This window comes from Burkholderia sp. NFPP32 (assembly GCF_900119325.1).
GTDB classification, from domain to species: Bacteria; Pseudomonadota; Gammaproteobacteria; order Burkholderiales; family Burkholderiaceae; genus Burkholderia; species Burkholderia pyrrocinia_C.
This window is the reverse complement of the sequence record NZ_FPJP01000007.1, coordinates 109,991-123,906: the sequence shown is the minus strand read 5'-3', so window position 1 is coordinate 123,906 and position 13,916 is coordinate 109,991. Positions and strand designations below refer to the sequence as shown.

Annotated in this window: 10 protein-coding genes; 4 read left to right on the top strand and 6 right to left on the bottom strand. The window is 70.4% G+C overall.

The annotated features are described in order from the left end of the window. Positions 1-28: 28 nt before the first annotated feature. From BT264_RS16180 to cobA, 4 genes are all read right to left on the bottom strand, one after another. Complete coding sequence (locus tag BT264_RS16180; RefSeq protein ID WP_072438713.1) at positions 29-628, bottom strand: uracil-DNA glycosylase family protein; 600 nt, start codon at positions 626-628, stop codon at positions 29-31. Positions 629-756: 128 nt separating this feature from the next. Further along, positions 757-1,809, bottom strand: a complete 1,053-nt coding sequence (locus tag BT264_RS16175) for a CmpA/NrtA family ABC transporter substrate-binding protein (protein ID WP_072439077.1) — start codon at positions 1,807-1,809, stop codon at positions 757-759. A gap of 5 nt (positions 1,810-1,814) precedes the next feature. Further along, positions 1,815-2,411 carry an ANTAR domain-containing response regulator gene (locus BT264_RS16170; protein WP_034180215.1) on the bottom strand — a complete coding sequence of 199 codons (597 nt, stop codon included), beginning with the start codon at positions 2,409-2,411 and terminating at the stop codon, positions 1,815-1,817. Between the two features lie 165 nt (positions 2,412-2,576). Then, complete coding sequence (gene cobA, locus BT264_RS16165; RefSeq protein WP_072438711.1) at positions 2,577-3,350, bottom strand: uroporphyrinogen-III C-methyltransferase; 774 nt, start codon at positions 3,348-3,350, stop codon at positions 2,577-2,579. 643 nt (positions 3,351-3,993) lie between these two features. On the opposite strand from cobA, the gene BT264_RS16155 reads away from it, so the two are divergent. The 4 genes from BT264_RS16155 to BT264_RS16140 are packed head-to-tail and all read left to right on the top strand — an operon-like array spanning position 3,994 to position 12,525. Beyond that, positions 3,994-5,319, top strand: a complete 1,326-nt coding sequence (locus BT264_RS16155; protein WP_072438709.1) for an MFS transporter — start codon at positions 3,994-3,996, stop codon at positions 5,317-5,319. Positions 5,320-5,340: 21 nt separating this feature from the next. Further along, positions 5,341-7,938, top strand: a complete 2,598-nt coding sequence (nirB, locus tag BT264_RS16150) for a nitrite reductase large subunit NirB (protein WP_072438707.1) — start codon at positions 5,341-5,343, stop codon at positions 7,936-7,938. Positions 7,939-7,976: 38 nt separating this feature from the next. After that, entirely contained in the window at positions 7,977-8,321 is a 345-nt protein-coding gene (nirD, locus tag BT264_RS16145; RefSeq protein ID WP_065501817.1) for a nitrite reductase small subunit NirD, read from the top strand. Positions 8,322-8,337: 16 nt separating this feature from the next. Then, positions 8,338-12,525, top strand: a complete 4,188-nt coding sequence (locus BT264_RS16140) for a bifunctional nitrate reductase/sulfite reductase flavoprotein subunit alpha (protein ID WP_072438705.1) — start codon at positions 8,338-8,340, stop codon at positions 12,523-12,525. Positions 12,526-12,664: 139 nt separating this feature from the next. Here the strand turns inward: BT264_RS16140 and BT264_RS16135 are convergent, their stop codons facing one another. Together BT264_RS16135 and BT264_RS16130 are read right to left on the bottom strand one after the other, a co-directional pair. Then, positions 12,665-13,441 carry an SDR family oxidoreductase gene (locus BT264_RS16135; RefSeq protein ID WP_072438703.1) on the bottom strand — a complete coding sequence of 259 codons (777 nt, stop codon included), beginning with the start codon at positions 13,439-13,441 and terminating at the stop codon, positions 12,665-12,667. Between the two features lie 4 nt (positions 13,442-13,445). Further along, positions 13,446-13,883, bottom strand: a complete 438-nt coding sequence (locus tag BT264_RS16130; RefSeq protein WP_072438701.1) for a GlcG/HbpS family heme-binding protein — start codon at positions 13,881-13,883, stop codon at positions 13,446-13,448. Between the last annotated feature and the right edge of the window lie 33 nt (positions 13,884-13,916).

Sequence of the window (13,916 nt, the reverse complement as noted above, 5' to 3'; positions counted from 1 at the left end):
ATGGGCGGGGATGTGCCGGGCCGCGCGATCAACCCGCAACCAGCGGCGCGACCCGGCGGCGCAGTTCGGGCACGACGTCGGCGTCGAACCACGGATGGTGCTTGAACCACGCCTGGTTGCGCGGCGACGGATGCGGCAGCGGCAGCACGCCGGGGCCGTAGTCGCACCATGCGTGCACGGTGTCGGTCAGCGTTGCCTTGCGCGACTCGCGCAGGAAATGCCGCTGCGCGTACTGGCCGATCAGCAGCGTCAGCCGGACCGACGGCAACTCGGCAACCAGCCGGTCGATCCACAGTTGCGCGCATTCGGGGCGCGGCGGGTTGTCGCCGCTCGCGCCGCGGCCCGGATAGCAGAACCCCATCGGCACGATCGCGAAGCGCGTCTCGTCGTAGAAGGTCTCGGCATCGACGTCGAGCCAGCCGCGCAGCCGCTTGCCGCTCGCGTCGTTCCACGGGATGCCGCTCGCATGGACGCGCGCACCCGGCGCCTGCCCGACGATCAGGATCCGCGCGTCGCGATGCGCGCGCACGACCGGCCGCGGACCGAGCGGCAGGTCGGCTTCGCATGCGCGGCACGCGCGGATTTCGGTGAGCAGCGCGTCGAGCGGCGCGCGCGTTCGTTTCGACATCGAATCGGATCGGGGACGGAGTGGCAATGCGGTGTCGTCCGTGTGGCGCATGCCGGAAGCCGCCGGGTGGGCCCGGATCGGCGTGGCGCGGCCCTGGAGCGCGCGCCAACTGCATCATGCGGCGCGTATCACGCCCGCGACGGGCCCGCTGCGCCGCCTTCGGCGACCGCAGCATCATACAGCGCGGACTGAGCGATCGCCGCGGCGATCGCCACATCGTCGCGCGGGCCGTCGAGCATGCCCCAGCGCCGGTATTGGGCCAGGAACCACCGGCCGTCGAGCGGATCGGGCCGGTTCACGGCGCCGCCGTCGTGGAAGCGGATCGGCAGCGGCGGCTCGGCGAACGGCCCCGCGCCGTAGTCGCCGAGCAGGCGCGGTGCGATCAGCCGGGCCGGTACGCCGATCGCGTCGGGCGACGCGAGCCAGTCGGCCGCCTCGACCCGGTGCGCGGCGCTGTCGAGCCACGCGCACGCGTCGATCAGCGTGCGGATCAGCGCGCGTGCGGTTGCCGGATACAGCGAGACGAAGTCGCGTCGGGCCGCGAGCACCTTCTCCGGATGATCGGGCCAGATCTCGCTCGTGACCGCGACGGTGCGGCCTGCGTGGCACGCTTCGGCGACCGCATGCCACGGCTCGCCCGCGCAGAAGCCGTCGAGCTCGCCGTTCGCGAGCGCGGCGACCATCTCGGGCGGCGGGATCACGACGCTGCGCACGTCGCGCAGCGGATCGACGCCGTGCGATGCGAGCCAGTGGTTCAGCCACATCGCGTGCGTGCCGGTCGGGAACGTCTGCGCGAGCAGCGGCTTGCGGCCGAGCGTCGCGAGCGCGTCGCGCACGCTGCCGCTCTCGCGGTACGCGTCGGCGAGGCCGCGCGAGAACGAGATGGCCTGGCCGTTGCGGTTCAGCACCATCAGCGCGGCCATGTCCGCCTGCGGGCCGCCGATGCCGAGCTGCAGCCCGCAGACGAGCCCGTACAGCGCATGCGCGGCGTCGAGCTCGCCGCTCAGCAGCTTGTCGCGCACGGCGGCCCACGACGGCTGGCGGTTCAGTTCGAGCGTCAGGCCGTGCGGCGCACCGAGGTTCAGGCGCTGCGCGACGATCAGCGGGGCCGCGTCGCTCAGCGCGACGAACCCGAGGCGAAGATGCGCGCGTTCCGGCGCGGCGGGAGGCGAAGTATTCATGGCGGTCATGGCTGGGGTGACGCGTCGAGCAATTGCCGCGCGACGTCGACGATGCGCAGGCCCTGATCCATCGCGCGCTTGCGCAGCGCCGCATACGCATCGTGCTCGGACAGCCTGCGCTGGTCCATCAGCACGCGTTTCGCGCGGTCGATCAGCTTGCGCTCCGCGAGTTCGCGCTCGACGTCGGCGAGCCGGCGGCGCAGCGCATCGTCGTGCGAGAAGCGCGCGAGCGCGACTTCGAGAATCGGCGCGAGGCGCTCGGCCGACAATCCTTCGACGAGATACGCGCTGACGCCCGCGCCGACCGCCGCGCGGATCAGCGCCTGGTCGCCGTCGTGGCTGAACATCAGCACGGGACGCGGCGCGGTCGCGTTCATCACCGCGAGCTGCTCGAGCGTGTCGCGCGACGGCGAATCGGTATCGATGATCACGACGTCGGGGCGCTGTTCCTCGACGGCCGCCGGCAGGCGCGCGGGCGTCGCGACGTCGTTCAGCATCTCGTAGCCGAGGCGCGCGAGCGCGTCGCCGAGCTCGCCGATCGGCTTGTCGGTGTCGGTGACGAGCAGCACGCGCAGGCGGGTGGGCAGGGCGGACGAACTCATGAGGCGAGCGGCAGCGGCGGAAGGTCGGCGCGACGCGCTAACGGCATGTGACGGCCGAGTCGGGACGCGGTTCCGATACCGCGCGTGTGCGACCGGCGGCCGGCGCGAACGCGGCCAATGGATTCGGAAGAGGCAGGCGGCCGGCGCCGCGCGATGCAGCGCATGCTACGCAGCCCGGGCCAGCGCGGCGTCCCGCGCGGCATCCCGCGCGGCATCCTCGTGCTGCACGGCCGCCTCGCCGATCGCGCCGCCGACGAGGATCACGGCGGGGCTGCCGAGCCGCGCTTCGTCGATGCCGCGCGCAAGGCCGCCGAGCGTGCCGGTCCAGCGCCGTTCGTCGGGCGTGCCGGCCCATTGCACGGCCGCGGCCGGCGTCGACGCCGGCAACGCGGCGAGCAGGCCCGCCGCAATGCTGTCGACGCGGCTCATCCCCATGTAGATCGCGAGCGTGGTGCCGGTCGCCGCGAGCCGCGACCAGTCGGGTTCGCCGTGATCCTGGCGGTGCGCGGTGACGAACGTGACGCCCTGGCAGTGCTCGCGGTGCGTGAGCGAGATGCCGAGGCTCGCGGCGGCCGCGAATCCCGACGAGATGCCGTTGACGATCTCCACGGGAATCGCGGCGGCGCGCAGCGTCGCGAGCTCTTCGCCGGCCCGCCCGAACAGCAGCGCGTCGCCGCCCTTCACGCGCACCACGTGCGCGCCGCGCAGCGCGTAGCGGCGCATCAGCCGCTCGATGAACGCCTGCGGCGTGGAGCGGCAGCCGCCGCGCTTGCCGACGCGGATCACGCGCGCCTGCGGTGCGAGTTCGGCGATGCCGGGCGCGACGAGATCGTCGAGCAGCAGCACGTCGGCGGCGGCCAGTGCTTTGACGGCCTTCAGCGTGAGGAGATCGAGGTCGCCGGGGCCGGCGCCCAGCAAGGTGACTTTGCCTGTCGTCATGTCGTGTTCCAGTGCCGCGTGCGTGCGGCCGTCGATAGCGCGTTGTCTGCGCGGCGGCGGCGGGCGGTAGAAACATACCGGCATCCGGCCGTGCCGCGCACGGGAGGGACGCCGTTGTCCTGACGGGCCCGCCGTGATCGACGGGCATGGTTTTGCGGGAACTGCCCACCGGCGCCGTTGCCGGTGTGATGCATGAGCTTCAGCAATATCCGGGCCAACCGGCGCGATGCGCGGCGAGAGCGCGGCGCGACGGCCGCGTGCATGAATGCGCACGCAGCGCGCGGAGAGACGCGATGCCGCGCCGGCGTGCATCGTGCCCCGTCAGCGCGCACCGCGATGTCGCACGGCGACAGTGCTGCAGCGCACCACATCTGTGCCTCGCTGCATCGCGGCGCATCGTGCGCCGCGTGCCGGAGCGCGGCGCATGCTGGCCGGCGAGCCTTGCGCAGCGGGGATGCCGGCGCGATTCGGGCCGACATGGCACGGCGTTTGCATAAGCTGGTTCGGACGGGTCAATGGCGATTCGTCCGCAGTACCGAATACATACGCGCCCGGCAACGGGCTTCATGGGCAACGGCGTCCTACGCATCGGGTCTCGACGAGACCGGGTGCGCAGGACGCCGTTTTTCGTTTGGCGGATGACATGACCGACAAAGCTACCCGTATCGATCTCTTCAGCCTCCGCACCGCGCCGATGCGCGCGTTCCACCTGACGTGGATGGCATTTTTCGTGTGCTTCTTCGCGTGGTTCGCATGCGCGCCGCTGATGCCGCTCATCGCACGCGAATTTCATCTGACGGCGGCACAGGTCGCCAACATCAACATCGCCGCGGTGGCCGCGACGATCGCCGTGCGGCTGCTCGTCGGCCCGCTGTGCGACCGCTTCGGCCCGCGCCGCATCTATGCCGGCCTGCTGCTGTTCGGCGCGATTCCCGTGTTCGCCGTGTCGTTCACGCACGACTACTGGTCGTTCCTGATCTGCCGGCTCGGCATCGGCGCGATCGGCGCGGGCTTCGTGATCACGCAGTACCACACGTCGGTGATGTTCGCGCCGAACGTGGTCGGCACCGCGAACGCGACGACGGCCGGCTGGGGCAATGCGGGTGCGGGCGCGACGCAGGCACTGATGCCGCTGCTGGTCGCCGCCGGCCTGATGCTCGGCTTCGGCGAAGGCTCGTCGTGGCGCATCGCGCTGGTCGTGCCGGGCGTTGCGATGCTCGTGATGGCCTGGGCGTACTGGCGCTTCACGCAGGATTGCCCGCAAGGCGATTTCGTCGCACTGCGCAAGGAAGGCGTGACGATCGACAGCGGCAAGAAGGGCGGCTGGGCGAGCTTCGTCGCCGCGTGCGGCAACTATCGCGTGTGGATGCTGTTCGTCACGTACGGCGCGTGCTTCGGCGTCGAGGTGTTCATCCACAACATCGCCGCGCTGTACTACGTCGATCACTTCAGCCTGTCGCTGAAGGACGCGGGCTTCGCGGTCGGCATGTTCGGGCTGCTCGCGCTGTTCGCCCGCGCGCTCGGCGGCTGGCTGTCCGACAAGATCGCCGCGCGCCGTAGCCTCGACGTGCGCGCGGCGCTGCTGTGCGCGCTGATCGTCGGCGAAGGGCTCGGGCTGATCTGGTTCTCGCATGCGCAAAGCGTCGGCATCGCACTCGTCGCGATGCTGGCCTTCGGCCTGTTCACGCACATGGCCTGCGGCGCGACCTACGCGCTGGTGCCGTTCATCGACCGCAAGGCGCTCGGCGGCGTCGCGGGGATCGTCGGCGCGGGCGGCAACGTCGGCGCGGTCGCCGCGAGCTTCCTGCTGAAGGGCGTCGGCGACGTGCAGCACACGCTGAGCCTGCTGGGCCTGGCCGTCACCGCGACCGCGCTGTGCGCGATGGCCGTGCGCTTCACCGAAGAACACAAGGCACGCGAGGCCGAGCTGCGCGACCGCGCGCTGGCCGCGGGCAGCGCCGCGAACTGATCGACCGAAGGAACCGTCATCATGAGACTCATCGTCATCGGCCACGGCATGGTCGGCCACAAGCTGCTCGAATGCGTCGCGGCGGAAGCGGGCACGACGGACGCGCTGCAGGTCACCGTGCTCGGCGAGGAGCCGCGTCCGGCCTACGATCGCGTGCACCTGTCCGAATTCTTCGCGGGCAAGTCGGCGGACGACCTGTCGCTCGTCGAACCCGGCTTCTTCGAGCGTCATCCACAATTCGACCTGCGCCTGAATGCGCGCGTCGCATCGATCGACCGCGCCGCGCATACGGTCACGCTCGCGTCGGGCGAAACGCTCGCGTACGACAAGCTGGTGCTCGCGACGGGCTCGCGCCCGTTCGTGCCGCCGATGCCGGGGCATGATCGTGCGGGCTGCTTCGTGTACCGGACGATCGAGGATCTCGAAGCGATGCAGGCATGCGGCACGCACGCGAAGCGCGGCGTCGTGGTCGGCGGCGGGCTGCTCGGCCTCGAATGCGCGAAGGCGCTGCGTGACATGGGGCTCGACACGCACGTCGTCGAATTCGCGCCGCGCCTGATGGCCGTACAGGTCGACGACGGCGGCGGCCGGATGCTGCGCGCGAAGATCGAGGCGCTCGGCGTGACCGTGCATACGGGCAAGAACACGCTCGAGATCGTCGATGGCGAGGAAGGCACGCACCGGATGGCGTTCGCCGACGGCACGCATCTCGACGCCGACATGATCGTGTTCTCGGCCGGCATCCGCGCGCGCGACGAGCTGGCGCGCGCATGCGGGCTCGACATCGGCCCGCGCGGCGGCGTCGCGATCGACGACGCTTGCCGCACGAGCGACGCCGACATCTACGCGATCGGCGAATGCGCGGCGTGGAACGGCATGGTGTACGGCCTCGTCGCACCCGGCTACGACATGGCGCGCGTGGTCGCGAAGCAGCTCGCAGGCAGCGCTGACGGCACGGTCGCGGCTGCGTTCGCGGGCGCCGACATGAGCACGAAGCTGAAGCTGATGGGCGTCGACGTCGCGAGTATCGGCGACGCGCACGGCACGACGGCCGGCAGCCGCACGTACCAGTACGCGGACGAGCGCCGGCAGGTCTACAAGAAGCTCGTGGTGTCCGACTGCGGCAAGTTCCTGCACGGCGCGGTGATGGTCGGCGACGCGGCCGAATACGGCACGCTGCTGCAGATGATGCTGAACCGCATCGAGCTGCCGGAGTCACCCGAATTCCTGATCCTGCCGTCGTCGGACGGCGCGGCGAAGCCGGCGATCGGCGTCGACGCGCTGCCTGCGGCCGCACAGATCTGCTCGTGCAACAACGTGTCGAAGTCGCAGATCTGCACGGCGGTCGCCGACGGCGCGACCAGCCTCGGCGCGCTGAAGTCGTGCACGGGCGCCGGCACGTCGTGCGGCGGCTGCGTGCCGCTCGTCACGCAGATCATGAAGGCCGAGATGAAGAAGCAGGGCCTCGCGGTGAACAACCATATCTGCGAGCACTTCCCGCATTCGCGCCAGGAGCTGTTCCACCTGGTCCGCGTCGAAGGCATCAAGACCTTCGACGAACTGCTCGCGAAGCACGGCCGCGGGCTCGGCTGCGACGTGTGCAAGCCGGCGGTCGCGGGCATTCTCGCATCGTGCTTCAACGAGTTCGTGCTGAAGAAGGAGCATGCGGGGCTGCAGGATTCGAACGATTACTACCTCGCGAACATCCAGCGCGACGGCACGTATTCGGTCGTGCCGCGCATGCCGGGCGGCGAGGTCACGCCGGAAGGGCTGATCGCGGTCGGCCAGGTCGCGCGGAAGTACGGGCTCTATACGAAGATCACCGGCGGCCAGCGCGTCGACCTGTTCGGCGCGCGCGTCGAGCAGTTGCCGTCGATCTGGGAAGAGCTGATCGCGGCCGGCTTCGAATCGGGGCATGCGTACGGCAAGGCGCTGCGCACCGTGAAGTCGTGCGTCGGCTCGACGTGGTGCCGCTATGGCGTCGACGATTCGGTCGGCCTCGCGATCGAACTCGAGAACCGCTACAAGGGCCTGCGCGCGCCGCACAAGATCAAGTTCGGCGTGTCGGGCTGCACGCGCGAGTGCGCGGAAGCGCAGGGCAAGGACGTCGGGATCATCGCGACCGAGAAGGGCTGGAACCTGTACGTGTGCGGCAACGGCGGGATGAAGCCGCGCCACGCGGAGCTGCTCGCGTCCGACCTCGATCGCGCCACGCTGATGCGCTACATCGACCGCTTCCTGATGTTCTACGTGCGCACGGCCGACCGCCTGCAACGCACGAGCGTGTGGCGCGACAACCTCGAAGGCGGGCTCGACTACCTGATCGACGTCGTCGTGCACGACAAGCTCGGGATCGCGGCCGAACTCGAAGCCGACATGCAGCACGTGGTCGACACCTACGAGTGCGAATGGAAGAAGGCCGTCACCGATCCCGACACGCGCAAGCGCTTCCGCCACTTCGTGAACAGCGATGCGCCGGACGCGAACATCGCGTTCGTCGAGACGCGCGGCCAGATTCGCCCCGCGACGCCCGACGAGCGCGTGCGCGGCAAGCCCGTGACGATTCCCGTCGTCGCCGCAAGCGCGACGCAGGCCGTGACCGAATCCGCAACCGTCTGACCCTGACCGACACCAGCGTCTTTTCCAAGGAGCCCATCATGAACGATCGTCTTCCGCTGTCCTGGACCCGCGTGTGCCCGCTCGACGACATCGTGCCGAACACCGGCGTGTGCGCACTCGTCAACGGCGAGCAGGTCGCGGTGTTTCACGTCGCGCACGCCGACGGCGGCGTGTTCGCGATCGACAACGTCGATCCCGTGTCGCAGGCGGCCGTGATGTCGCGCGGGCTGATCGGCAGCCTCGGCGAGCGCGTCGTCGTCGCATCGCCGCTGTACAAGCAGCATTTCGACCTGCGCACCGGCGAATGCCTCGAAGCGCCCGAGCAGTCGGTGAGCGCGTATCCGTCGCGGGTCGAGGACGGCTTCGTGTGGGTCGCGGCCTGACCGCCCAGGAGCGCGCATGACCGCCACCCCCGTCAAGAGCGTGTGCCCGTACTGCGGCGTCGGCTGCGGGATGGTGCTGCACGTCGAGGATGGCGAAGTCGTCAAGGTGTCCGGCGACGCCGACCATCCGACCAACTTCGGGCGGCTGTGCACGAAGGGTTCGTCGGCGCACGTCGCGCTGCGCCGCTCCGGGCGGCTCGACCGCGCGTTCGTGCGCCGCGCGCGCGAGGACGACCTCGTGCCGCTGCCGGCGCGCGACGCGATCGCCGAGACCGCGCGCCGCCTGCGCGCGGTGCTCGATGCGCACGGCCCCGACGCGCTGTCGTTCTACGTGTCGGGGCAGATGTCGATCGAGGCGCAATACCTCGTCAACAAGCTCGCGAAGGGCTTCGTCGGCACCAACAACATCGAGTCGAACTCGCGCCTCTGCATGGCGAGCGCGAGCACCGGCTACAAGCAGTCGCTCGGCGCGGACGGCCCGCCCGGGTCGTACCAGGACTTCGATCGCGCGAACCTGTTCTTCGTGATCGGCGCGAACATGGCCGACTGCCATCCGATCCTGTTCCTGCGGATGATGGATCGCGTGAAGGCCGGCGCGAAGCTGATCGTCGTCGATCCGCGCCGCACCGGCACGGCCGACAAGGCCGACCTGTTCCTGCAGATCCGGCCCGGCACGGATCTCGCGCTGACGAACGGGCTGCTGCACCTGCTGCACGCGAACGGCCGCACCGACGCCGCGTTCATCGACGCATACACCGAAGGCTGGGACGCGATGCCCGCGTTCCTCGCCGACTACACGCCCGAGCGCGTCGCGGAAATCACCGGGCTCGCGGAAGCCGACCTGCGCACGGCCGCGCAATGGATCGGCGATGCGCCGGAGTGGATGAGCTGCTGGACGATGGGGCTCAACCAGAGCACGCACGGCGTGTGGAACACCAACGCGATCTGCAACCTGCATCTCGCGACCGGCCGCATCTGCCGCCCCGGCAGCGGGCCGTTCTCGCTGACGGGCCAGCCGAACGCGATGGGCGGGCGCGAGATGGGCTACATGGGCGCCGGCCTGCCGGGCCAGCGCTCGGTGCTGTCCGACGACGACCGGCGCTTCGTCGAGAACCTGTGGCGCGTGCCGGCCGGCACGCTGCGCAAGGAGACGGGGCAAGGGACGGTCGATCTGTTCTCACGGATGGCGGCCGGCGACATCAAGGCGTGCTGGATCGTCTGCACGAACCCGGTCGCGACCGTGCCGAACCGGCAGAACGTGATCGCCGGGCTGCAGGCCGCGGAGCTCGTGATCGCGCAGGACGCGTTCCTCGACACCGAGACCAACCGCTACGCGGACATCCTGCTGCCCGGCGCGCTGTGGGCCGAGGGCGACGGCGTGATGATCAACTCCGAACGCAACATGACGCTGATGCGTGCCGCGGTCGCGCCGCCCGGCGACGCGCTGCCCGACTGGCGCATCGTCGCGGAAGTCGCGCGCGCGATGGGCTTCGGCGATGCGTTCGACTATGCGTCGGCGGCCGACGTGTTCGACGAGATCGTGCGTTTCTCGAATCCGGCGACGGGCTACGACCTGCGCGGCGCGAGCCACGCGGCGCTGCGCGACGGCCCGGTGCAGTGGCCGGTCGCGCCGGGCACCGCGCGCGAGCGGCACCCGATCCGCTACCTGAACGACGGCGTGAGCCAGACGCCGCGCAAGGCGGCCGACGGGAGCGCTGCGCTGCATCTCGCGTTCCCGACGCCGTCGGGCAAGGCATGCTTTTTCGCGCGGCCGCACGTCGATCCGGCCGAGCTGCCCGACGACACGTTCCCGATCGTGCTGAACACCGGGCGGCTGCAGCATCAATGGCACACGATGACGAAGACGGGCAAGGTCGCGATGCTGAACAAGCTGAACCCGCGCCCGTTCGTCGAACTTCACCCGGACGATGCGAGCGCGCTCGGCATTGCCGCGAAGGACAGCGTCGAGATCCGCTCGGCGCGCGGCCGCGCGGTGCTGCCGGCCGTCGTGACCGAGCGCGTGCGGCGCGGCAACTGCTTCGCGCCGATGCACTGGAACGACGTGTACGGCGACGACCTGTGCATCAACGCGGTGACGAACGACGCGATCGATGCCGAATCGCAGCAACCCGAACTGAAATATTGCGCGGTCGCGCTGCGGCGCGTCGAGACCGACGCGTTCGCGTCCGCCGACGAGGAGACGGTGCGGCCCGACGCATGCGCCGACGACGCGCGGCCCGCTTCGGCGATGGTGCAGGCCGCTGCTTCACAGGAATCCGACATGGCAGACATCGATGCATTCGCGGCCGCGCTCGGCGTGACCGACTTCGCGCCGCCGCCGTTGACCGACACGGAACGGCTGTACGTGGCCGGCCTCGTCAGCGGGCTGAAGGCGAGCGCCGGCCGGCGCGAGGGCGGCGTGCCCGTGCTGCCGGCCGGCGCGCCGCTCACGCCACCGGTGCGGTTCTGGCTCGACGGGATGCTCGCGGGCCTGTTCAGCCGTTCGCTGCCCGCGAGTTCTCCGGTTGCAGCGGCACCTGCGCTACCGGCCGATGCCGCTGCAACCGGCGGCGTGCGGATCGTGCGCACGCGCCCGAAGGTCGTGCTGCTGTGGGCATCGCAGACCGGCAACATCGAATCGCTGACCGAGGATTACGCGACGCAGCTGATGAACGCGGGCTTCGAGATCCGCACCGCGTGCATGTCCGACTATCCGGTCGCGTCGCTCGCGGGCGCGCAATACGTGCTGCTGATGACGAGCACGTTCGGCGACGGCGATGCGCCCGACAACGGCAGCGAGTTCTGGGACGCGCTGCAGGCCGGCAGCGCCGCGCGCCTCGACGGCGTGCACTTCGCGGTGCTCGCGTTCGGCGATCGCAACTACGACCAGTTCTGCGGCCACGGCCGCCGGCTCGACGCGCGGCTCGCGGAACTCGGCGCGGCGCGGCTGTGCGCGCGCGTCGATTGCGACGTCGAATTCCAGCACGACGCCGACCAGTGGCTCGAACGCGTCGTCGCGCGGATCAAGGAGGCCGATGCCGCGTTGCACGCGGTGCCGTCCGGCGGGATGAGCCCGTCGGGGCTGCTGCCGTCGAAGGCGCATCCGGCGCCGTCGAAGCTCGTCGCGAACCTGCGGCTCAACCGCCCGGGCGCCGCGAAGGACACGCGCTATGTGTCGCTGTCGACCGAAGGCGCGAACCTCGAATACGAAACCGGCGACGCGCTCGGCGTGTGGCCGACCAACTGCCCTGAGCTGGTCGACGAGCTGCTGTCCGTCACCGCGCTGAAGGCCGACGCGCCCGTGTCGGTGGCGGGCGTCGGCGACGTGCGGCTCGGCGATGCGCTCGCGCGCCACTTCGACATCACGCGCCCGCATCCGGACACGCTCGCGTTCATCGCGTCGCGCAGCGCGAACGGCGCGCTGAAATCGCTGCTCGGCGACGACCGCAAGGGCGACCTGAAGCAATGGTTGTGGGGGCAACAGCTTGCGGACGTGCTGCACGAGTTTCCGGTCGAGCTGTCGGGCACGGAGCTGGTCGGGATGCTGAAGCGGCTGCAGCCGCGCCTTTATTCGATCGCGTCGAGCCCGAGCGCGCACCGGGGCGAGATCCACCTGACCGTGTCGGCCGTGCGTTATCACAACGGCCGGCGCGCGCGCAAAGGCGTTGCGTCGACGTTCCTCGCCGATCGCGCGGATGACGGCCGCGTGCCCGTGTTCGTGCAGAAGTCCGCGCATTTCCGGCCGCCGGTGAACGGCGACGTGCCGATCGTGATGGTCGGCCCGGGCACCGGCGTCGCGCCGTTCCGCGGCTTCCTGCACGAGCGGCAGGCGCGCGGCGCGCGCGGGCGCAACTGGCTGTTCTTCGGCGAGCAGCACGCGCAGACCGACTTCTACTACGGCGACGAGCTGGGCGCGATGCACGACAGCGGCTTCCTGACGCGGCTTGATCTGGCGTTCTCGCGCGACCAGGCCGACAAGATCTACGTGCAGGACCGGATGCGCGAGCAGGGCGCCGAGCTGTTCGCCTGGCTGGAGGAAGGCGCGCACTTCTACGTGTGCGGCGACGCGTCGCGGATGGCGAAGGATGTCGATACGGCGCTGAAGGCGGTCGTCGCCGAGCACGGCGGGATGTCGGACGACGACGCGAACGACTACGTCGCGCGGCTCGCGAAGGCGCGGCGCTATATGCGGGACGTGTATTGAACGCAGGCGGGGGGGCTTGACGCGACCGTGCCGGCTGGCTGTCCCGGCACGGTGGCCGGCCAGCCGGCGGCGGTCCGGGCTGCCGGGATGGCGGTCGATGACGGACGCGGTGTGACTCGTCGGCCGCCAACAGCTTGCGTCACTGCTGCCGATCCCACGCGCGCGCCTGTTCGGCACGCACGAACGCTTCCGACGACTGCGGCAGCAGGTTGCGGAATGCGCCGCCGTCGTTTTCGATCACGTCGACCATCTTCGCGATCATTTCCTCCGGGTCGTGCTGTTCGAGCGGGAACGTCAACCGCTCGGGCGTCACGGTGTGGACAGCCGGATCGTGCCAGCGCCGTGTCGTTTCCATCATCCGGTCGTTGAAGCCGGTGCTGTACGGGCCGGGGTTCACGACCGCGACGCGGATGCCGTGCGGCGCCAGTTCCGCGTGCATCGCCTCGGCCACCGATTCGACCGCGTGCTTCGACGCGCAATAAGCGCCGGTGAACGGCCCCGTGATCAGGCCCGCGATCGACGACACGAACACGATCTTGCCGTGCCGGCGCGCGAGCATGCCGCGCGCGATTTGCTGCGTGAGTTCGAGCGGCCCGAATACGTTGACGTCGAACAGCTCGCGCACGATTTCGACCGGCAGGTCGACGAGCGCGCCGGCTTCGCCGACGCCCGCGTTGTTCACGAGCACGTCGAAGTCGAGATCGGCCGCGCGGGCGCGGTCGTGGGCCGACGTGACGTCGAGTTTGATGGCGCGCAGCGCGGTGCCGCGTTGCGCGGCGGCGGCCGTCAGGCTGTCGATCTCGGCCGTGACGCGCACGCCGGCCGTCACGTCGTGACCGCGTTCGGCGAGCCGCAGCGCAACTTCGCGGCCGAAGCCGGTGCCTGCGCCGGTGATGAGGATGCGTTTCTGTGCCATGTTCCTACCTTGTGGTGTGAAAGGTTGCCTGAAAGCGGTCGCTGCAGTGCCGGGCGATCGCGGTGTCTTCGTCGACGCTGCCGCCCGAGACGCCGATGGCACCGACGCAGCGGCCGTTGCCGTCGACGAGCGGTTCGCCGCCGCCGAACGTGACGAGCCCGCCGTGACTGTGCTCGATGCCGCGCAGCGGGCCGTCGCCCGACATCGCGCCGAGCGAGCCGGTCGATGCGCGGAAGCGGACCGCCGTCAGCGCCTTGCGCTGCGCGAGATCGATCGCGCCGAGAAAGCAGTCGTCGGTGCGCACGAACGCGAGCAGGTTCGCGCCGGCATCGACGATCGCGATGGCGATACCGGCGACCTGCAGCGACGCGGCGTGCGCGAGTGCCGCTTCGATCGTGCGGCGGGCGGTTGCGAGCGGCAGCGCAGGGGTGAGCGGGGTCATTCGAGGCTCCGGTGGGACGACAGGGCCAGTGTA